The sequence below is a fragment of the Pseudomonas sp. B2021 genome (genome assembly GCF_018135665.1).
In the GTDB taxonomy this organism is placed as follows: domain Bacteria; phylum Pseudomonadota; class Gammaproteobacteria; order Pseudomonadales; family Pseudomonadaceae; genus Aquipseudomonas; species Aquipseudomonas lactis.
The window spans coordinates 4,498,798-4,519,105 of the sequence record NZ_SMOF01000001.1 but is presented as its reverse complement, the minus strand read 5'-3'; the positions used below and the strand labels follow the sequence as shown (position 1 = coordinate 4,519,105).

Below are 20,308 nucleotides of genomic sequence, written 5' to 3'. Positions count from 1 at the left end.
CGTGCGGCTCAAGTGCATCAAGTTGGCGGGGTTCAAATCCTTCGTCGACCCCACCACCGTGAACTTCCCCAGCAACATGGCGGCGGTGGTAGGGCCCAATGGCTGCGGCAAGTCGAACATCATCGACGCCGTGCGTTGGGTGATGGGCGAGAGCTCGGCGAAAAACCTGCGCGGCGAGTCGATGACCGACGTCATCTTCAACGGCTCCACCAGCCGCAAGCCGGTGAGCCAGGCCAGTATCGAGCTGGTATTCGATAACTCCGACGGCACCCTGATCGGCGAATACGCGGCTTACGCGGAGATTTCCATCCGCCGTAAAGTCACGCGCGACAGTCAGAACAGTTACTTCCTCAACGGCACCAAGTGTCGCCGTCGCGATATCACCGATATCTTCCTCGGCACCGGCCTGGGCCCGCGCAGCTACTCGATCATCGAGCAGGGCATGATCTCCAAGCTGATCGAAGCCAAGCCCGAAGACCTGCGTAACTTTATCGAAGAAGCGGCCGGCATCTCCAAGTACAAGGAGCGCCGCCGCGAGACTGAAAACCGTATCCGCCGCACCCACGAAAACCTCGCCCGCCTCACCGACCTGCGCGAGGAGCTGGAGCGCCAGCTCGAACGCCTGCACCGCCAGGCCCAGGCCGCCGAGAAGTATCAGGAATACAAGGGCGAGGAGCGCCAGCTCAAGGCGCAACTGTCGGCCCTGCGCTGGCAGGCATTGAATGATCAGGTGGGCCAGCGCGAAGCGATTATTGGCACCCAGGAAGTCAGCTTTGAAGCGCTGGTGGCCGAGCAGCGTAATGCCGACGCCAGCATTGAACGCCTGCGTGACGGCCACCATGAGTTGTCCGAACGCTTCAATCTGGTGCAGGGTCGCTTCTATTCGGTGGGCGGTGACATTGCTCGGGTCGAGCAGAGCATCCAGCACGGCCAGCAGCGTTTGCGCCAGTTGCAGGATGACTTGAAGGAAGCCGAGCGCGCGCGCCTGGAAACCGAATCGCACCTGGGCCATGACCGCACCTTGCTGCTGACCCTGGGCGAAGAGCTGGACATGCTCACCCCCGAGCAGGAAATCACCAGCGCCGCCGCCGAAGAAGCCGCCGCGGCCCTGGAAGAATCCGAAACCACCATGCACGGTTGGCAGGAGCAGTGGGACGCCTTCAACCTGCGTTCCGCCGAGCCACGCCGCCAGGCCGAGGTGCAGCAGTCGCGCATCCAGCAGTTGGAAACCAGCATGGAACGCCTGGCCGAGCGCCAGCGCCGGCTGCAGGAAGAGCGCGTACTGCTCGCTGCCGACCCGGAAGACGCGGCAATCATGCAGTTGAGCGAGCAACTGGCCGAAAGCGAAATGACCCTGGAGGAGCTGGAGGCCAGCGAAGAACAGCAAGTGGAGCGCCTGGAGCAACTGCGCCAGCAATTGCACACCGCGACCCAGGCGCAGCAGCAGGCCCAAGGCGATTTGCAGCGCCTCAATGGTCGGTTGGCTTCGCTGGAGGCCTTGCAGCAAGCCGCGCTCGACCCCGGCACCGGCACCGCCGAATGGCTGCGCGACCAGCATTTGGCCGAGCGCCCGCGCCTGGCTGAAGGCTTGAAAGTCGAAGCCGGCTGGGAGTTGGCGGTGGAAACCGTACTGGGCGCCGATCTGCAAGCGGTGCTGGTGGATGATTTCGGCGGCTTCGACCTGGCCGGTTTTGCCCAGGGTGACCTGCGCCTGCTCAGCCCAGCGGCTGATGGTGCGCGGGTGCCGGGCAGCTTGCTGGACAAGGTCGAGGCGGCGATAGATCTGTCGCCCTGGCTGGGTCAGGTCAGGCCGGTGGAGTCTCTTGAGCAAGCCCTGGCCCAACGCGGGCAGTTGGCGGCCGGCGAAAGCCTGATCAGCCGCGATGGCTATTGGGTCGGCCGCCACTTCCTGCGGGTGCGTCGCGCCAGTGAAGCGGAAAGTGGTGTATTGGCCCGTGGCCAGGAAATCGTCAACCTGAGCGCCGAGCGTGAAGAACGCGAAGCCACCCTGGAAAGCCTGGAAACCGAACTGCAAACCCTGCGCGCTACCCAGCGCCAGCAGGAAACCGGCCGCGAACACCTGCGTCGGCTGTTGCAGGACGAAGCGCGCCAGCAAGGCGAGTTGAAGGCCCAGTTGTCTGCGAGCAGGGCCAAGGTCGAGCAATTGACCCTGCGCCGCACCCGTCTTGACGAGGAAGTGGCCGAAATGGGCGAACAGCGCGCCCTGGAACATGAACAGATCGGTGAAGCGCGCCTGCACTTGCAGGAGGCCCTCGACAGCATGGCCCTGGACACCGAACAGCGCGAATTGCTGTTGGCCCAGCGCGACAGCCTGCGTGAGCGCCTTGACCGCGTGCGCCAGGAAGCCCGGCAGCACAAGGACCACGCCCATCAGTTGGCCGTACGCCTGGGCTCGTTGCGCGCCCAGCATGATTCCACGCGCCAGGCTCTTGAGCGCCTGGAGATGCAGTCCGAACGCCTGACCGAAAAGCGCGAGCAACTGAGCCTCAACCTGGAGGAGGGCGAGGCGCCGCTGGAAGAGCTGCGCCTCAAACTTGAGGAATTGCTCGACAAGCGCATGACCGTCGACGTGGAGCTCAAGACCGCTCAGATCGCCCTGGAAGACGCCGACCGCGAACTGCGCGACGCCGAAAAGCGCCGCACCATGGCCGAGCAGCAGTCCCAGTTGATCCGCGGCCAGCTCGAACAACAGCGCATGGAATGGCAAGCCCTCAGCGTGCGGCGCAAGACCTTGCAAGACCAATTGCTGGAAGACGGCTATGACCTGCACGGCGTGCTCAACACCCTGACCGCCCAGGCCAACGAGAAAGACGCAGAAGAAGAACTTGAACGGATTGCCGCACGTATTCAACGCCTGGGCGCGATCAACCTCGCCGCTATCGATGAGTACCAGCAGCAGTCCGAGCGTAAACGTTATCTGGATGCCCAGGACGCCGATCTGGTTGAAGCCCTGGACACGTTGGAAAACGTGATCCGCAAGATCGACAAGGAAACCCGTAACCGCTTCAAAGATACCTTTGATCAGATTAATGGCGGTTTACAGGCGTTATTCCCAAAAGTTTTCGGTGGTGGCAGCGCCTACTTGGAACTGACGGGCGAAGATCTACTCGATACAGGGGTAACGATCATGGCGCGGCCTCCGGGCAAGAAGAACAGCACCATCCATTTGTTGTCCGGCGGCGAAAAAGCCCTGACCGCATTGGCCCTGGTATTTGCCATCTTCAAGTTGAACCCGGCGCCGTTCTGCATGCTCGACGAAGTTGACGCGCCGCTGGATGACGCTAACGTTGGACGCTACGCTCGGTTGGTTAAAGAGATGTCCCAGACCGTGCAGTTCATTTATATCACCCACAACAAGATCGCCATGGAAATGGCCGACCAGTTGATGGGCGTGACGATGCATGAACCGGGATGTTCGCGATTGGTCGCGGTGGATGTGGAAGAGGCGATGGCGATGGTGGAATCCTGAGCCATGCCGGAGAGAGAATTTACAGTGCGGCGTAGGGCGATTTACCGGTCTGGGGAAAGTGGCAAATGGACATATTTGTTCAAGGCATTTTGACAGACGGTGTAAAGTTATCTTTGGTCGTGCTAGTTTAATGTCAATTTTTCGTGTGCGTGGGCAAAACGTCAGTCAGAACATAGAGTTGGCGCCACGTTTTAAAGCGGTTTGCACGGTGCTAAACCCCTTATTTTTCAGCATTTTTTATTAGAGGCACGGGATTACATGGAAATCGGTCTGCGCGAGTGGCTGATCGTCATCGGCATTATTGTCATTGCCGGTATTCTTTTTGATGGCTGGCGCCGCATGCGCGGTGGCAAGGGCAAGCTCAAGTTCCGTCTGGACCGAAACCTGTCCAACTTGCCTGACGACGACGGCGCCGCTGAGCTGCTGGGGCCGCCCCGTGTGCTGGATACCCACAAAGAGCCGCAACTGGACGAGCACGACCTGCCGTCGATGAGCGCGCCGCTGCGTGAAGCCCGTGAGCCGTCGTCCAAGCGTGGCAAGCGCGGTAGCGCGGCGGTTGCCGAGCCGCATCAGGGCGACCTGAACCTCGACGTCGATGATGGCCCGAGCTTCAGCAGCCGCGATGATGATTTCCCGGATGAGACGTCCAGCAAGAGCGCGGTACGCCAATCGGTGAACGATCAGCCGGCGGCCGAAGAAGTGCTGGTGATCAGCGTGATCTGCCGCGACGCCGGCGGTTTCAAAGGCCCGGCACTCTTGCAGAACATCCTCGAAAGCGGCCTGCGTTTTGGCGAGATGGATATCTTCCATCGTCACGAAAGCATGGCCGGTAACGGCGAAGTGCTGTTCTCCATGGCCAACGCGGTCAAGCCGGGCACCTTCGATCTGGACGATATCGACCTGTTCAGCACCCCGGCGGTGAGTTTCTTCCTTGGCCTGCCAGGCCCGCGTCACCCCAAACAAGCGTTCGACGTGATGGTGGCCGCGGCCCGCAAGCTGTCCCAGGAACTCAACGGCGAGCTCAAGGACGACCAACGCAGCGTGCTGACCGCCCAGACCATCGAACACTACCGTCAGCGCATCGTCGAGTTCGAGCGTCGCGCCCTGACACAGAAACGCTGAGGTTCGATCTTAAGCGTTGTCTGTAGAATCCGTGCACTAACATATTGAGCAGCTTCGGCTGCTCTTTTGCTTTATGAGAGAACACCCATGACTGCCGCCCATACCCGCATCCTCGAACTGCGCGCTGAACTGGATCAGCACAACTACCGCTACCACGTCCTCGACGAGCCGAGCATTCCGGACGCCGAGTACGACCGCCTGTTCCACGAGCTCAAGGCCCTGGAGGCCGAGCACCCGGAACTGGTAACGCGTGATTCGCCAACGCAGCGGGTCGGCAGTGCGGCGCTGTCGGCGTTCACCCAGGTCAAACACGAGATCCCGATGCTCAGCCTGGGCAACGCCTTTGATGAAACCACCATGCTGGAGTTTGATCGCCGGGTCACCGAGGGTCTTGATCTGCCGGTGGGCGATCTGTTTGGCGCTGGCGCGGCGGTGGAATACAGCTGCGAGCCGAAGCTGGACGGCCTGGCGGTCAGCCTGCTGTACCAGAATGGCGAGTTGGTGCGCGGTGCCACCCGCGGTGATGGCACCACCGGCGAGGACATCAGCGTCAACGTGCGCACCGTGCGCAATATCCCTCTGAAACTGCACGGCACGGGCTGGCCGGCCACCCTGGAAGTGCGCGGTGAAGTGTTCATGTCCAAGGCCGGTTTCGAGCGATTGAACGCCTCGCAACTGGAAGTGGGCGGCAAGACCTTCGCCAACCCCCGCAACGCCGCAGCAGGCAGCCTGCGCCAATTGGACTCGAAGATCACCGCCAGTCGCCCGCTGGAATTCTGCTGTTATGGCATCGGCCAAGTGACCGCGGATATCAGCGACACCCATATCGGCAACCTCAAGCAGTTGCAGCAGTGGGGCATGCCGATCAGCCACGAATTGAAGCTGGCCAAGGGCATCCAGGAGTGCCTGGACTACTACCGCGACATCGGCGAGCGCCGCAATGCGCTGGGCTATGAAATCGACGGCGTGGTGTTCAAGGTCAACAGCATTGCCTACCAGCGCGAACTGGGCTTCCGTGCCCGCGAGCCGCGCTGGGCGATCGCGCACAAATTCCCGGCCATGGAAGAACTCACCGAGCTGCTCGACGTGGAATTCCAGGTTGGCCGCACCGGTGCGGTGACGCCGGTGGCGCGCCTCAAACCGGTCAAAGTGGCTGGCGTGACCGTGTCCAATGCCACCCTGCACAACATGGACGAAGTGGCACGCCTGGGGCTGATGATCGGCGACACCGTGATCATCCGCCGCGCCGGTGATGTGATTCCGCAGGTGGTCTCGGTGGTCACTGAGCGCCGCCCGGAAAACGCCCGCGCCGTGCAGATCCCGCAGAATTGCCCGGTGTGCGGTTCCCATGTGGAGCGCACGCAACTGGTCAAGCGTAGCAAGGGCAAGGAAACCGTCAGCGAAGGCGCAGTGTACCGTTGCGTCGGGCGCCTGGCCTGCGGCGCGCAGCTCAAGCAGGCAATCATTCATTTCGTCTCGCGCCGGGCCATGGACATCGACGGCCTGGGCGACAAGACCATCGAGCAACTGGTGGATGAAAAGCTCATCGGTTCGCCGGCCGATCTCTACAAGCTCAAGTACGAACAGATCATCGACCTGGAAGGCTTTGCCGATATCTCCAGCAAGAAGCTGATCAGCGCCATCGAAAACAGCAAGACCCCGACCCTGGCACGCTTTATCTACGCCTTGGGCATTCCCGACGTGGGCGAGGAGACGGCCAAGGTCCTGGCGCGCTCGCTGGCGTCTCTGGAGCGTGTTCAAAAGGCGTTGCCAGAGGTGCTGACGTACTTGCCGGATGTCGGGCTGGAAGTGGCCCATGAGATCCATAGCTTCTTTGAAGACGGCCACAACCAGCAGGTGATTGGCGCGCTGTTGTCGCCGGACGAATGTGGCCTGCAATTGCAGGAGCAGGGCGAGCTCAGCGCGGAATTCGCCGCCAGCACCACCTTGGGCGGTTTGCTCGACAAGCTGCATGTGCCGTCGGTGGGCCCGGGCGCGGCGCAGAAGCTCGCGGACAAGTTCGGTTCGCTGGAAGGCGTCATCAAGGCTGACTGGCTCGACATGCGCCAGGCGCTGCCCGAGAAGCAAGCCAAGGCTGTACGGGAGTTTTTCGACAATGCCGACAACGCCAACCGTGCCTTGGCCATCGAGCAGCAACTCAAGGACTTCGGCATGCATTGGCAGAGCGAGAAAAAGCTCGTCGAAGGTTTGCCTGAAGCCGGGCACACCTGGGTACTCACCGGCTCCCTGGAGCTGATGAGCCGCGACGTGGCCAAGGACAAGCTCGAAAGCCTGGGGGCCAAGGTGGCCGGTTCGGTTTCGGCGAAAACCCACTGTGTGGTGGCCGGGCCGGGCGCCGGTTCGAAATTGGCCAAGGCCAATGAACTGGGCCTGAAAGTACTGGACGAGGAAGCCTTCGTCGCCTTCCTGGCCAAGCACAACATCACCGTCTGACAGGCTTTGATCGTCCCCACGCTCCGCGTGGGAACGCATCCTGTGACGCTCCGCGTCACGGCCTTCTCTCAACACTGTAGGAGCGAGCTTGCTCGCGAAGAACCGGAGGGCGCCGCTGTGAACCAGGCAGCCCGCGTTATCGTTGACGATCCTCGCGAGCAAGCTCGCTCCTACAAAGTGCAGAGGCGTTATCCTTTGCCTGTTGAACGATCTCTCCCGAGAAATGATCTAGTCTCTGTCACCCCAGGGAGAGATCGCCATGTTCCGCTACTTCGAGCAACTCAGCACGCGCATCGCCGCTCCGTTCATGGCCCAAACCTCGCGCAACAGCAAGGTGTGGCAATGCCGGTGTGGCCAGTCGCTGTTCTTTCGCAACAGCCAATGCCTGGCCTGCCAGGCGGCGTTGGGTTACCTGCCGCAGCAAAGCCGCCTGTCGTCCTTGCAACCTGGGCCGGTGGTCGGTACTTGGCTGGCCGACGACAATCTCGATGCCGGCGCTTTCCGGCGCTGCGCCAACCTCGACTCACCGGCCGCGTGCAACTGGCTGATCCCCGCCCACAGCACTGTGCCGTTATGCGTGGCCTGTAGCCTGAACCGCACCATCCCTGACCTATCGATTGCACAAAACCCCGAACGCTGGCGCAAGGTCGAAACCGCCAAGCGCCGCTTGGTGGCGCAACTGATCAGCCTGGGCCTGCAAGTGGTGCCCAAGAGCGTTGACGAAGAGACTGGCCTGGCCTTTGACTTCATCGGTATCGACCTGGAAGGCAACGCGCCCACCACCGGCCACGCCAATGGGCTGATCACCTTGGATATTAAGGAAGCCGACGATGCCCACCGCGAAAAAGTCCGGGTACAGATGCGCGAGCCGTACCGCACCTTGCTCGGCCATTTTCGCCATGAAGTCGGCCATTACTACTGGGACCGCCTGATCGCCAACAGCCACTGGCTTACTCCTTTTCGCAACCTGTTCGGCGACGAACGCGCCAGTTATGCCGAGGCCCTCGACCGGCACTACCAGAACGGCCCGCGCCCGGACTGGCAACTCACCTGCGTGAGCGCCTACGCCACCATGCACCCCTGGGAAGACTGGGCCGAAACCTGGGCCCACTACCTGCACATGATGGACGCCGTGGACACGGCCCTGGGCTTTGGCATGAGCGCCCGCGAGATGGACCTGGATTACCAGCCATTCCCCTTGACCACGCTCTACGACCCTCAACACCCTGGCGGCCCGGCATTCCTCTGCTTCGTCAATGCCTGGATCGAACTGGCCGGCATGCTCAACGAACTGTCCCGCGCCATGGGCCAGCCGGATTTCTACCCCTTTGTGCTGCCGCCCGCGGTGATTGCCAAGCTGCACTTTATTCACCTGGTCATCCAGGAAGAAGGCGGCAGGGCCGATGGGGTTATGGCAAGTGCTTGAGCCTTCTCATTTTTTAATCCGGAACCAACGGTTGTAACTTCCGATGAGATGGGTACAATGGCGCGGCTTGCCGAGAGGCAGCGTCGTTATGGTGACCCCATCGGTCCCCCCGCAACGATTACCCGTGAACCTGGTCAGAGCCGGAAGGCAGCAGCCACAGCGGGAACATTGTGTGCCGGGGTGTGGCTGGTGGGGTTGCCTCCATAACGCTCCCTTCTGCAGTCCCTTCTAAAACCCAAGTTATTTTCAGCCAGTCATCTGTGATGCTTATTGCACAGTGCATGACGGTCATTTCGCATCTAGTGGCATACTCCCAAGCGTCTCTTCCCCCTGGCTACGAGGCTCTATGCACTCGGAACATTTCGACTTATCCAGCCCTGTTTTCTTGCCGATCACCGAGCACACCTGTGCGGGTTTGTTGGGCAGTGAGGGTTTCGATGCACTTGTAGCCCTGAGTGAGCCCCAATTGGCGGCGGTGTTGGTGATCCAGAACCTGGCGCAGGTGCCGGAAAGCGACCTGAGCGCCAGCGGTGCGGAAAAAGTGTTGGCCAAGCTGATTGACTGGGCAGTCGATGCCAGCCATTCGGCCAGTGTGTCCCTGCTCTCTGAAGCGCAGCGGCTGTTCGATCAGAGGAAGCTGTACTTCGGCCTCAATGTGGTCAAAAGCCTGAGGCTGCGCTTTCTGCTGGAGGAGGAAGTACAGGCCCGGGACTACCTGTTGCCCAGTGGCAAATGGGATGTCGAATATAAAGTCCGCCACCTCAAGGCCAATGATCCGTTCAGCCAGCAGGTGATCACGCCCAGGCATCGCGAGCGCTGGTTGAGCGCCGAGCAGGACAAGCTGCTCAGAACCTTCCGCGCCAACCTGAACGAAGACCTGCATGTGCAAGGCTACGCCGGCATTGGCAAGAGTCACCTGCTGGTGGCCTTGCTGGAGCACCTGCGCCCGGAAAAGACCTTGTTGCTGGCGCGTACCCCGGCAAAACTCGAAACACTGCGTGCCCGCATGGTGGGTGTACGGGAGCGTAAGGCCGGGCATACCTTCCAGGGCTTTGCCCATGCGCTGTTGCATGGGCCGAGGCCACAGCCGTTGAATACACCGGCGAGGGTGCCGACCAAGCAGGCGCTGGCTCAAGAGTTGAATATCTTTGGTTTTCGCCGCCTGGAAGGGCAGGCGGTGGTGGAGGTGTGCCTCAAGGTGCTTGAGGCCTACTGCCGCTCTTGGGAGTACCGCCTGTCGGCCCAGCATTTGCCGCATTTCAAGCAACCGCTCGCCGGCGTCGATGCCAGGGTGCTGCTCGAATATGCCAGCCGGTTATGGGGCTACCTTGAGGCGAACCCGGCCTGGGGCCGCCACACCGGGTTTGAAGCCTTGTTGATGATCAAACGCGCGAGCCTGGCAGGCTGCGTGGTGCCCGAGCGCTATACCCATGTGCTGATCGATGAGAGCCAGGATATCCCGGCGCCGCTGCTGCAAATCATCGAGCGCGGCCGCCAGGTGCTGATCACTTTGGGGGATGAGTATCAGCAGGCCAGTGGCGGCGTGGTCAAACGCGCCCGTGAGGTTCGCCATACCGACGTGTGCTACTCCGTGCGTTCCGGGCGCAATGTCGAGCGCCTGGTCAACCCATTGATCAGCTTGCACTCGGAAAAAACCAAATCGCTTTTCGAGGGCGCCCGCGATGCCGACGTGGGCATTGAGTTTTACCCCCAGGGTTTTGTGCCCCCGCAAGGTTGCGTGGTGTTGACCGCCTCCCATTGGGACACCATGCAGTGGGCGATCCAACTGAGCCACGCCCGTTGTGCGTTCGGCCTGGCGAGCAAAGAGGCCCAGCAGTCGCTCAAGCACTTCATGGACACGGTCATCGCGTTGTTCAAACCCGATTTCTATAGCAATGAGTTCAATGACCTCGGCCCCCATCCGTTTTTCAGCGACATGGCCGATTGGCAGCAGGTGCGCGAAGCCTGCCAGTTCGATGAGGCGTTTGTGTGGGTCGAGGCCGCGCTGGAAAAAGGCTTCAACGTGGCGGATGTCACGCGGTTGAACCGGTTGAGTGGCCATCCGGACGAGCGCGTCCTGCTGATGCTGGCGCAGGACGCGGGCGGCATGGAGTTCGACCGAGTACTGCTCACCCCGGAACTGTTGACCAATGTGAAGTTCCAGGACGCCTACGCGTTCGATCAACGACTCTGTGCGGTGTATATCGCGATTTCACGGGCCAGGGTGCAGTTGTATCTGCCTTACGATGTGGTCGAGTGGCTCGACTACCACAAGTATCAAAAGACCCGTGAATCCCACGGTTACTAAGCAATTTAATCCGGCTGTTTCACAACTTTCATAAAGCCCTCTGGACAACCCGCAGACCGCCTTGTTAGCTTGCGCCGGCCACTTGTTTCAGAGTATGACAAGGGCATGGATTTGATATTGAAGTGCTATCACTTCTTTCACTCACAAGGATGTCTGTCATGAAAAGCCTGCAAGGGTTGCCTCGTCTTATCAGTGCTCCGGTAGGGACGCCCGGCAAAGCCCGCAACTTGCCCGCCGATGTTCAGTGCATCCAGTATTTATTCAATTTGATCATTCCCAAGATGGGGTTTGCCTTGCTGGAAAACGGCAAGTGCGACGGCCAGTTGGTGCAGTGCATCAGCCAGTATCAGTTTCGCCATCTCAAGTACGCCCATCCCGATGGCGTGATCGACCCCACCGGGCGCACGTTCAACAGTCTGATCGAAGAGGCGCTGAAGGTGCCGGTGCGGGCTTTTCCTAACACGCGCATTCCGACGTTTCTCAACATTTTCGGCAATAACAACATCGATGCGGTACAGGCCACGGTCAATGTGTACCTGGACCGTGTGCGTGCGGTGATCGAGGCCGAGCGGCGTAACCGGCAGTTGATGATGCAGTCCACCTGCGACGGCGGGACGACCTTGAGCGATACGGATTTCCAGAACGCCGCCAAGCAATTGGGCAACGGTATTTCGGTGAATGTGGTCAAGGCGTTCGCCACGGTGGAGTCGGGCGGGAAGGTGGGGTTCGGGCCTGCCAAGTTGCCGATCATCGCCTTTGAAGGGCACCACTTTCGCAAGTACACCAAGCACATCTACGACCAGTCGCAGCCGCTGCTGTCGTATGTCTACAAGAAAAAAGCCGGCCCGCAATGGCAGACGAACAACAAGGATCAGGTCAAGGCCTGGGAGACCATGGCCACCGCCTTTGCGCTGGATCAGGAAGCGGCCTTGATGTCGGCCTCCTGGGGCATGTTTCAGATCATGGGGTTCAATTTTGCGGCGTGCGGGTTCAAGACAGTGTTTGAGTTCGTAGCCTCATTGAAGATCAATGCCGGTAACCAACTCAAGGCCTATCTGAGCCTCTGCAGCCACAACTCGGCATTATTGAGCGCGATGAAAAACAAGGATTTTACCGCCATGGCCCGTAACTATAACGGCGACGATTACGGCAACTATGACGTCCTGATGAAACAAGCCTACGAAGCCTTTGAAGGGAAGAAATAAGATGATTCGTTATCTGGCGATGGGAGTGTTGTCGTGGTGCGCCGTGGCGCCCGTGTTGGCCGGCTCGGCGGCGTTGCATTCAGGTAAATATGAAGGGCTGATGCTGGCGGTGACGCCTGGGCATCAGGTCGAGGGGTTCTATCAGGAATCGATGGGCGAGGGTGTGGTCCGTGGTTGCACGTTCTACCTGCAAGGCAAGCCCGAAGCGCTCACCACCTGGCGGGACGCTGCCTACCCAGGCAGCGTGGCCGCGGCGCTCGACGGGGTGACCCTGACGGTGGCGCAGGGCCGCCAACACCCTGGCTGCATCAATGTGCTGATGCCGGAGATCGCCACCGGCCTGGAGTTGAGCCAGACCGCCAGCAAACCATGGATCGGCTTGGTGACGGTGTCTGCCGACAAGGCTTACCTGCTGAAAACGCCGGGCGCCAAAGCGGCAAAGCGGCCCTACATCGTCAAGCATGACGTGGTGGGCGTACTGGCGTTCAAGGACGGTTGGGCGCAGGTGGAATTCATCAACGCTGACGACCGCTCTTTCACGGGCTGGATCAGCCAGGGCCAGTACGCACGGTTGGCTGCCCCGAAGCCCTAAATTGTAGGAGCGAGCAAGTCAGCCAAAGGTTTCGCGCAGTAGCCCGGCAAACGCATCTCGCGCCAGGTGCCGCTGGGTGTCCGTGTGCCAGAACAACAGGTTGTCCACGGGCGCCAGCGCTTCAAAGCGATACGACGCCAGCTGATTGGCCTGCTCATAGCGCGCCAGGATCCCCTCGGGTGCCAACGCCACGCCAATCCCCGCACTGACGCATCCGATGATCGTGCCCCAACTGGCATAGCTGGCAATCGCTGGCTTGACGTCATGGGGCTTGAGCCAGTTTTCCAGGGCGGCGCGATAAGGGCAGCCCGGCGGCCATACCAGCAATGTACGGCCGGCCAAGTCCTCGGCGCTATTGATAGGTGCGCTGCACGCGCTGGCGATCAGCACCAGGCGTTCGCTGTAGACCACGCTCTGTTCCAGCTTCGTGCGTTTGCCGCCGGCTGCCACCAGCGCCACGTCCAGGCGGTGGTGCTGCAGGTCGTCCAGCAATTGCGCCCAGGCACCGGTGACCAGTTCCAGGCTGACATCGGGATAACGCCGGTGGTATTCCGCCAGTAATGGCGGCAGGCGCCCGCTGGCACTGGATTCCACCGCACCGATGCGCAAGGTGCCACGGGGAATGGCGTTGGCATCCACCGCGCGTTTGGATTCATCCACCAAGGCCAGGATACGTTCGCAGTAATCCAGGAAGATCTCTCCCGCAGCGCTGATCGCCAGCCCTCGGCCAGCACGGATAAACAACGGCGTGCCCAACTCGCTTTCCAGCTGCTTGATGCGCGTGGTGATGTTGGACGGCACGCAGTGCAATTGCAGCGCAGCCTGGGCCACGCTGCCGGTTTGCGCCACGGCTCGCACCATTTTCAGTTGGGCCAGTTCCATTGCTCAGTTCCAATGATTTCAGAAGTCAGAAACGCTTAATTGTCCTACGCCTGGCCTGGGCCAAGACTGGCAGCATTCCTTTTGCGTGGATGCTGTCGATGAATACTCCGTCACCTCTAAAGCTTACGCTAGTCATTGCCAGCGTTATCCTCTGTTGGGCGTATTCGCCCATCGGCGTGCACATGGGGCTGCACAGTTATAGCCCCGGCCAATTGGCGCTGCTGCGGTTTCTGATCGCGTCGGTATTCATGGGCGGTGTGGCCTGGGTGGTGGGAATTGGACGGCCACCGTTGCGCGACGTGCCGTGGCTGTTGGTGTTGGGTTTTTTCGGGGTGTTCCTGCACCACACCAGTCTCAATTACGGGCAGCAATGGGTGACGGCGGCAGCGTCGAGTGTGTTGGCGCAGTCGGCGCCGCTGTTCAGTGTGTTGATCGCGTTTTTCTGCTTGAAGGAGCGGGTCAGCGCCTGGCGGTGGGGCTGCGTGCTGTTGGGGTTGGCCGGCGTGCTGGTGGTGATCTGGGGCGACCAGGGCATGGGCGATCTCAACCCGCGAGGTTTGCTGATCTTGCTGGCGGCCTGCTCTTGGAGTGTGTACTTCGCCATACAGCGGCATCATGCCCAGCGCTACAGCCCGTTGACCATGGCGTGCTACATGGTGTGGTCTGGCACCCTGATGCTGTGCGTGAACCTGCCGGGCCTGCCCGTCGCCATCGTGCAGGCACCGATGGCGCAGAATCTCGCCGTGTTGGTGCTGGGCATTTTTCCCAGCGCCTTGGCCTATCTGGCCTGGGGTTACGTGTTGAAGCACGTCGAGGTCAGTCGCGCGTCGGTGGCGATGTACCTGATCCCACCGGTTGCGATGCTGATGGCTGCCACACTGCTCGGTGAGCACGTTGCCCTGCAGGTGATGCTGGGCGCGGTGATCGTGCTGGCCAGCGTTGCCGCTATCAGTCTGGAAGGGCGCTGGTGTTCAAGCGTGCTGGCAGAACGCCCGAAGACGCCCTCTGAAAGGCCAATTGAACAGGCTTCGTCAGATTAGACGAGCGTGCCGGATGCAATTTCCCCCTTGCTCCGCTAGCATTACCGGCTTCCGCTTCCCAGTTGCGACGGTTTTCGATGAGTTATCAGGTTCTTGCACGTAAATGGCGCCCGCGCTCGTTCCGCGAAATGGTCGGCCAGACCCATGTGCTCAAGGCTCTGATCAATGCCTTGGACAGCCAACGGCTGCACCACGCCTACCTGTTCACCGGTACACGCGGGGTGGGCAAGACCACGATTGCGCGCATCATCGCCAAGTGCCTGAATTGTGAAACCGGTATCACCTCGACGCCTTGTGGCACCTGTTCGGTGTGCCGTGAGATCGACGAAGGGCGTTTCGTCGACCTGATCGAGATCGACGCCGCGAGCCGTACCAAGGTCGAAGACACCCGCGAGCTGCTGGATAACGTGCAGTACGCGCCGAGCCGTGGCCGCTTCAAGGTCTACCTGATCGACGAAGTGCACATGCTGTCCAGCCATTCCTTCAACGCTTTGTTGAAAACCCTGGAAGAGCCGCCGCCCTACGTCAAGTTCATCCTGGCCACCACCGACCCGCAGAAACTTCCGGCAACGATTTTGTCGCGGTGCCTGCAGTTCTCCCTGAAAAACATGACCCCCGAGCGTGTGGTCGAGCATTTGACCCATGTGCTGGGCGTCGAGAACGTACCGTTCGAAGACGACGCACTGTGGTTGCTGGGCCGCGCCGCCGACGGTTCGATGCGCGATGCCATGAGCCTCACCGACCAGGCCATCGCCTTCGGTGAAGGCAAGGTCATGGCTGCCGACGTGCGCGCGATGCTCGGTACCCTGGACCACGGCCAGGTGTTCGACGTGCTGCACGCGCTGATCGAGGGTGACGCCAAGGCGTTGCTCGAAGCAGTGCGACACCTGTCGGAGCAAGGCCCGGACTGGAACGGTGTGCTCTCGGAAATTCTCAACGTACTGCACCGCGTTGCCATCGCCCAGGCCCTGCCGGAAGGCGTCGACAACGGCCATGGCGACCGTGATCGCGTATTGGCCCTGGCCCAGGCCTTGCCGGCCGAAGACGTACAGTTCTACTACCAGATGGGCCTGATCGGCCGCCGCGACCTGCCCCTGGCACCCGACCCGCGGGGTGGCTTTGAAATGGTGCTGCTGCGCATGCTGGCGTTCCGGCCAGCAGATTCGGCAGACGCGCCGAGACAGCCGCTAAAGCCAGTGGGGATCAGCCAGGCCACAGTTGATTCCGCCAAACCCGTGGCTGGCGCGGCCGTTGTTGCGCCAGTAGTTGCTGCGCCTGAGCCGGTTGCGCCGGCACCTGAGCCCGAACCTGCGCCGGTTGCCGTCGCACCGGTGGTCGAGCCCGAGCCGGTCATCGAGCCCGCGCCCGTGGTCGACTTGCCCTGGAATGACCCGGTCGAAGCGCAAGTAGAACCCGAGCAACAGCCCGCGGTAGAGCCCGTGCTGGAAACCACGGGCGAGCAACCCGAGCTGACGCCGATGCCTGCGCCGACTCCGGACAGCGTGGTGCCGGATGCCCCTGAGTGGGTATCGGCACCGGTTCCCGAGCCGACGGTCGCCCAGGTTGACGCGGCCACCCCAGGCATTGACCTGGACGACGAACCGCCGCTGGACGAAGACTATATCGAGCCGGACATGGATTCGGCTTACAGCTACCTGGACGACTTGGCCAGCGAACACACCGCCGAACCTGCGCCCGAGCCCGAGGCAGAACCTGCCGCGGCCCCGGCTACCGGCCTGGCCCTGCAATGGCTGGAATTGTTTCCGAAATTGCCGATCTCCGGCATGACCGGCAGTATCGCCGCCAACTGCACCCTGATTTCCATCGAAGGCGACCACTGGCTGCTGCACCTGGACCCGGCCCATAGCGCCTTGTTCAACGCCACCCAGCAGCGCCGGCTCAACGATGCGCTCAACCAATACCACGGGCGCACGCTGACCATCGCCATCGAACTGATCAAGCCCGAGCAGGAAACCCCGGCCCAGGCCGCGACCCGTCGGCGCCTTAACCGCCAGCGCGGGGCCGAGGATTCGATCCACGCAGATCCGCTTATCCAACAAATGATGCAACAGTTCGGTGCGGTCGTCCGCCACGATACTATTGAACCTGTCGAAGCCCCGGTGTCCCAAGCGTCATGACTCCGGGCTACTCATTGATCCACGTACTTTTGAGGTGATTCCCATGATGAAAGGTGGCATGGCCGGCCTGATGAAGCAGGCGCAGCAGATGCAGGAAAAAATGGCCAAGATGCAGGAAGAGCTGGCCAACGCCGAAGTCACCGGTAAAGCCGGTGGCGATATGGTCAGCGTGGTGATGACCGGTCGTCACGACATCAAGCGTGTCAGCATCGACCCAAGCGTATTGCCGGGCGTGGGTGAAGATGACCTGGAAATGCTCGAAGCGCTGTTCGCCGCAGCCGTCAATGACGCTGTGCGCAAGATCGAAGCCAACAGCCAGGACAAAATGTCCGGCGTGACCGCTGGCATGCAACTGCCACCGGGCATGAAACTGCCGTTCTGACACACGCTTTTAGCTAGACTCAAATGCCAGGCATCGCGCCTGGCATTTTTTTTGGTCAGTCGAAACATCGAACCCCAAGCCTGCACCGATGGTCTGCACCCTATACCGTTGAAACCACTCGCCGATAAAGGAGCCCCGCTGATGCCTCAAGAAATGACGCTCAACCAACGCATCGTTCTGGTCTCACGCCCTCAAGGCGCACCCACGCCGGAAAACTTTCGCCTGGAACGTGTAAGCCTGCCGGACCTGGCAGACGGCCAGGTGCTGCTCAAGACCCTGTACCTGTCTTTGGACCCCTACATGCGTGGACGCATGAGTGACGCGCCGTCCTACGCAGCCCCCGTGGAAATCGGTGAAGTGATGACCGGTGGGGCTGTCAGCCGTGTCGAGCAATCGCGCAACCCGAAATTCGAAGTGGGCGACCTGGTGGTCGGCGCCACTGGCTGGCAAAGCCACTGCATTTGCGAAGGCCATAACCTGATCCCGCTGCCCAAGGGCCTGCCGAGTCCGTCGATGGCCTTGGGCGTATTGGGTATGCCGGGCATGACGGCCTATATGGGCTTGATGGATATCGGCCAGCCCAAGGCCGGGGAAACCCTGGTGGTGGCGGCTGCGTCGGGCGCGGTGGGGTCGGTGGTGGGCCAGGTGGCCAAGCTTAAAGGCTTGCGCGTGGTGGGCATTGCCGGTGGCGCGGACAAATGCCGCTATGTGGTGGATGAGTTGGGCTTTGACGCCTGTATCGACCACAAGAGCGAAGATTTCGCCCATGAACTGGCCCTGGCCTGCTTCAAAGGCGTGGACATCTACTTTGAAAACGTCGGCGGTAAAGTCTTCGATGCTGTGCTGCCTTTGCTCAACCCCAAGGCGCGCGTGCCGCTGTGCGGGTTGATCGCCGGCTATAACGCCCATGAAGCGCCCAGTGGCCCTGACCGTTTGCCGACGCTGCAACGCACCTTGCTGACCAAGCGGGTGCGCATCCAGGGCTTTATCGTGTTCGACGACTATGGCGACCGCCAGCCGGAGTTCCTCAGCGCCATGGCGCCTTGGGTGCGCGAGGGCAAGATCAAGTTCCGCGAGGACGTGGTCGATGGCCTGGAGCAGGCGCCCGAAGCCTTTATCGGCCTGCTCGAAGGACGCAACTTCGGCAAGCTGGTGGTGCGCGTCGCGCAGGATTGAGTATTTGACGCTAATCCGGGGCGCGGGTATAAACCGCGTCTCGTTGTTTTGTCGGACCCTTCGCCCATGAGCTTCAGCCCCCTGATTCGCCAACTGATCGACGCCTTGCGCACTTTGCCCGGTGTCGGCCAGAAAACTGCCCAGCGCATGGCGCTGCAACTGCTGGAGCGTGATCGCAGCGGCGGCACTCGCCTGGCCCAGGCCCTGAGCCAGGCCATGGAAGGCGTGGGCCACTGCCGCCAGTGCCGCACCCTTACTGAAGAAGAACTCTGCCCGCAATGCGCCGACCCGCGTCGCGACGACACATTGCTGTGCGTGGTGGAAGGGCCGATGGATGTGTACGCCGTGGAGCAGACTGGTTATCGCGGGCGTTACTTTGTACTCAAGGGCCACCTGTCGCCGCTCGATGGCCTGGGGCCGGAAGCCATCGGTATTCCACAACTGGTGACGCGGATACAAGAGCAGGGCACCTTTACTGAAGTGATCCTGGCGACCAACCCGACGGTGGAAGGTGAAGCCACCGCGCACTACATTGCCCAACTGCTGACCAACAAAGGCTTGATCACTTCGCGGATTGCCCATGGCGTGCCGTTGGGAGGGGAGTTGGAGCTGGTGGATGGCGGTACCTTGGCGCACTCGTTCGCAGGCCGCAAACCCATCGCCCTCTAAAACCCACTGCAATCTGGGACTTCCTAACCCTGTAGGAGCGAGCTTGCTCGCGAAAAACCAATAGGCGCCGTGTTCACGCAGGAAGCACGCGTTATCGTTGACGGTTTTCGCGAGCAAGCTCGCTCCTACAGGGTTAGCGCAGACACATGACTTGATAACCAAGCAAGCGCTTGGTAAGTTCGCTCCATCCCGCCATGGAGCTTGCCGATGTCTGCCTATCAGGAATACTTCGATCCCAGCCACCAATTGGTCCGCGACAGCGTGCGCCGCTTCGTCGAGCGTGAGATGTTGCCCGGCATCGAGCAGTGGGAGGAGGCGCAAAGCTTTCCTCGCGAGCTCTACCTCAAGGCCGGTGCGGCGGGGATTCTAGGCATTGGCTACCCCGAAACCCTGGGTGGCAGCCACGAAGGCGATCTGTTCGCCAAGGTCGCTGCCAGCGAAGAACTGATGCGTTGCGGCTCCGGTGGGGTGGTGGCGGGGCTCGGCTCCCTGGATATCGGCCTGCCGCCCATCGTCAAATGGGCCCGGCCCGACGTGCGTGAGCGCATAGCGCCTCGGGTGCTGGCTGGCGAAAAGATCATCGCCCTGGCGGTCACCGAGCCCAGCGGCGGCTCAGATGTGGCCAACCTGCAAACCCGCGCAGTGCGTGAGGGCGAGCATTACCGCGTGAGCGGCGCCAAGACCTTTATCACCAGCGGCATTCGCGCTGATTTCTACACCGTGGCCGTGCGCACAGGCGGGCCGGGCTTTGGCGGCATCAGCCTGCTGCTGATCGAAAAAGACACCCCCGGTTTTACCGTCGGCCAGCCACTGAAGAAGATGGGCTGGTGGGCGTCGGACACCGCCGAGTTGTTCTTCGACGATTGCCGCGTGCCCGTGGGCAATCTTATCGGCGTCGAGAACATGGGCTTTGCCTGCATCATGGGCAACTTCCAGAGCGAGCGTCTGGCCTTGGCCTTGATGGCCAACATGACCGCGCAACTGGCCTTGGAGGAAAGCCTCCAGTGGGCCGCCCAGCGTGAAGCATTCGGCAAACCCATCGGCAAATTCCAGGTGCTCAAGCATCGCCTGGCGGAAATGGCTACCGCGGTGGAGGTTTCCCGTGAGTTCACCTATCGGCAGGCTGCGAAGATGGCCGCTGGCAAGAGTGTGATCAAAGAGATTTCCATGGCCAAGAACCTGGCCACCGATACCGCTGATCGAGTGACGTATGACGCGGTGCAGATACTGGGTGGGCAGGGGTATATGCGTGGCAGCCTGGTGGAGCGGCTGTATCGTGATAACCGGATTCTGTCGATTGGTGGCGGGACGCGTGAAGTGATGAATGAGATCATCAGTAAGCAGATGGGGTTGTAAACCGGGGTGTTCTTTCGGGCCTCATCGCGGGCAAGCCCGGCTCCCACAGGGGAATGCATTCCAAGGTG

14 protein-coding genes and 1 other RNA gene are annotated in these 20,308 nt (G+C 61.2%); 14 read left to right on the top strand and 1 reads right to left on the bottom strand.

The genetic code is table 11. The features are described 5' to 3' along the window. Position 1 precedes the first annotated feature (1 nt). The 8 genes from smc (at position 2) to E1K68_RS20185 (ending at position 12,597) form a co-directional block, all read left to right on the top strand. Entirely contained in the window at positions 2-3,490 is a 3,489-nt protein-coding gene (gene smc / locus E1K68_RS20220; RefSeq protein ID WP_003193241.1) for a chromosome segregation protein SMC, read from the top strand. Between the two features lie 258 nt (positions 3,491-3,748). Next, positions 3,749-4,612 (top strand): cell division protein ZipA, encoded by an 864-nt coding sequence (zipA, locus tag E1K68_RS20215; protein ID WP_003193239.1) that lies wholly within the window; start codon positions 3,749-3,751, stop codon positions 4,610-4,612. Positions 4,613-4,699: 87 nt separating this feature from the next. Continuing rightward, entirely contained in the window at positions 4,700-7,066 is a 2,367-nt protein-coding gene (ligA, locus tag E1K68_RS20210) for an NAD-dependent DNA ligase LigA (protein WP_003193237.1), read from the top strand. A 259-nt stretch (positions 7,067-7,325) separates the two neighbouring features. Further along, positions 7,326-8,492, top strand: a complete 1,167-nt coding sequence (locus E1K68_RS20205; protein WP_094774058.1) for a putative zinc-binding metallopeptidase — start codon at positions 7,326-7,328, stop codon at positions 8,490-8,492. Positions 8,493-8,590: 98 nt separating this feature from the next. Then, an RNA gene (gene ffs, locus E1K68_RS20200) (signal recognition particle sRNA small type) lies at positions 8,591-8,687 on the top strand. A gap of 151 nt (positions 8,688-8,838) precedes the next feature. Further along, positions 8,839-10,800: a hypothetical protein gene (locus tag E1K68_RS20195; RefSeq protein ID WP_094774057.1), complete on the top strand. Its 1,962-nt coding sequence runs from the start codon at positions 8,839-8,841 to the stop codon at positions 10,798-10,800. Positions 10,801-10,958: 158 nt separating this feature from the next. Next, on the top strand, positions 10,959-12,005 hold the full coding sequence (locus E1K68_RS20190; protein ID WP_003193205.1) for an N-acetylmuramidase family protein: 1,047 nt from the start codon (positions 10,959-10,961) through the stop codon (positions 12,003-12,005). A 1-nt stretch (position 12,006) separates the two neighbouring features. Continuing rightward, positions 12,007-12,597 carry a hypothetical protein gene (locus E1K68_RS20185; RefSeq protein WP_003193204.1) on the top strand — a complete coding sequence of 197 codons (591 nt, stop codon included), beginning with the start codon at positions 12,007-12,009 and terminating at the stop codon, positions 12,595-12,597. Positions 12,598-12,615: 18 nt separating this feature from the next. On the opposite strand, the gene E1K68_RS20180 is transcribed toward E1K68_RS20185, so the two are convergent. Beyond that, positions 12,616-13,479, bottom strand: a complete 864-nt coding sequence (locus tag E1K68_RS20180) for a LysR substrate-binding domain-containing protein (RefSeq protein WP_003193202.1) — start codon at positions 13,477-13,479, stop codon at positions 12,616-12,618. A 98-nt stretch (positions 13,480-13,577) separates the two neighbouring features. Here E1K68_RS20180 and E1K68_RS20175 point away from each other — a divergent pair, with 98 nt between their 5' ends. The 6 genes from E1K68_RS20175 (at position 13,578) to E1K68_RS20150 (ending at position 20,240) form a co-directional block, all read left to right on the top strand. After that, entirely contained in the window at positions 13,578-14,519 is a 942-nt protein-coding gene (locus E1K68_RS20175) for a DMT family transporter (protein WP_003193201.1), read from the top strand. Positions 14,520-14,596: 77 nt separating this feature from the next. Beyond that, a complete protein-coding gene (dnaX, locus tag E1K68_RS20170) occupies positions 14,597-16,657 on the top strand; it encodes a DNA polymerase III subunit gamma/tau (protein WP_212614582.1) in 2,061 nt (686 codons plus the stop codon). Between the two features lie 43 nt (positions 16,658-16,700). Continuing rightward, complete coding sequence (locus E1K68_RS20165) at positions 16,701-17,039, top strand: YbaB/EbfC family nucleoid-associated protein (protein ID WP_003193199.1); 339 nt, start codon at positions 16,701-16,703, stop codon at positions 17,037-17,039. 141 nt (positions 17,040-17,180) lie between these two features. Further along, positions 17,181-18,215, top strand: a complete 1,035-nt coding sequence (locus tag E1K68_RS20160) for an NADP-dependent oxidoreductase (RefSeq protein WP_034136224.1) — start codon at positions 17,181-17,183, stop codon at positions 18,213-18,215. A 66-nt stretch (positions 18,216-18,281) separates the two neighbouring features. Beyond that, positions 18,282-18,884 (top strand): recombination mediator RecR, encoded by a 603-nt coding sequence (gene recR / locus E1K68_RS20155; protein ID WP_003193195.1) that lies wholly within the window; start codon positions 18,282-18,284, stop codon positions 18,882-18,884. A gap of 207 nt (positions 18,885-19,091) precedes the next feature. Then, positions 19,092-20,240, top strand: coding sequence for an acyl-CoA dehydrogenase family protein (locus E1K68_RS20150; protein ID WP_057709748.1), 1,149 nt, complete (start codon positions 19,092-19,094; stop codon positions 20,238-20,240). The last annotated feature ends 68 nt before the right edge of the window (positions 20,241-20,308 follow it).

Bases quoted from the DNA above. Each gene is read 5' to 3' on its own strand.
- zipA (WP_003193239.1), top strand. From the start codon at position 3,749: ATGGAAATCGGTCTGCGCGAGTGGCTGATCGTCATCGGCATTATTGTC.
- recR (WP_003193195.1), top strand. From the start codon at position 18,282: ATGAGCTTCAGCCCCCTGATTCGCCAACTGATCGACGCCTTGCGCACT.
- E1K68_RS20195 (WP_094774057.1), top strand. From the start codon at position 8,839: ATGCACTCGGAACATTTCGACTTATCCAGCCCTGTTTTCTTGCCGATC.
- E1K68_RS20165 (WP_003193199.1), top strand. From the start codon at position 16,701: ATGATGAAAGGTGGCATGGCCGGCCTGATGAAGCAGGCGCAGCAGATG.
- E1K68_RS20205 (WP_094774058.1), top strand. From the start codon at position 7,326: ATGTTCCGCTACTTCGAGCAACTCAGCACGCGCATCGCCGCTCCGTTC.
- E1K68_RS20180 (WP_003193202.1), bottom strand. From the start codon at position 13,479: ATGGAACTGGCCCAACTGAAAATGGTGCGAGCCGTGGCGCAAACCGGC.
- E1K68_RS20190 (WP_003193205.1), top strand. From the start codon at position 10,959: ATGAAAAGCCTGCAAGGGTTGCCTCGTCTTATCAGTGCTCCGGTAGGG.
- E1K68_RS20160 (WP_034136224.1), top strand. From the start codon at position 17,181: ATGCCTCAAGAAATGACGCTCAACCAACGCATCGTTCTGGTCTCACGC.
- dnaX (WP_212614582.1), top strand. From the start codon at position 14,597: ATGAGTTATCAGGTTCTTGCACGTAAATGGCGCCCGCGCTCGTTCCGC.
- E1K68_RS20175 (WP_003193201.1), top strand. From the start codon at position 13,578: ATGAATACTCCGTCACCTCTAAAGCTTACGCTAGTCATTGCCAGCGTT.
- ligA (WP_003193237.1), top strand. From the start codon at position 4,700: ATGACTGCCGCCCATACCCGCATCCTCGAACTGCGCGCTGAACTGGAT.
- E1K68_RS20150 (WP_057709748.1), top strand. From the start codon at position 19,092: ATGTCTGCCTATCAGGAATACTTCGATCCCAGCCACCAATTGGTCCGC.
- E1K68_RS20185 (WP_003193204.1), top strand. From the start codon at position 12,007: ATGATTCGTTATCTGGCGATGGGAGTGTTGTCGTGGTGCGCCGTGGCG.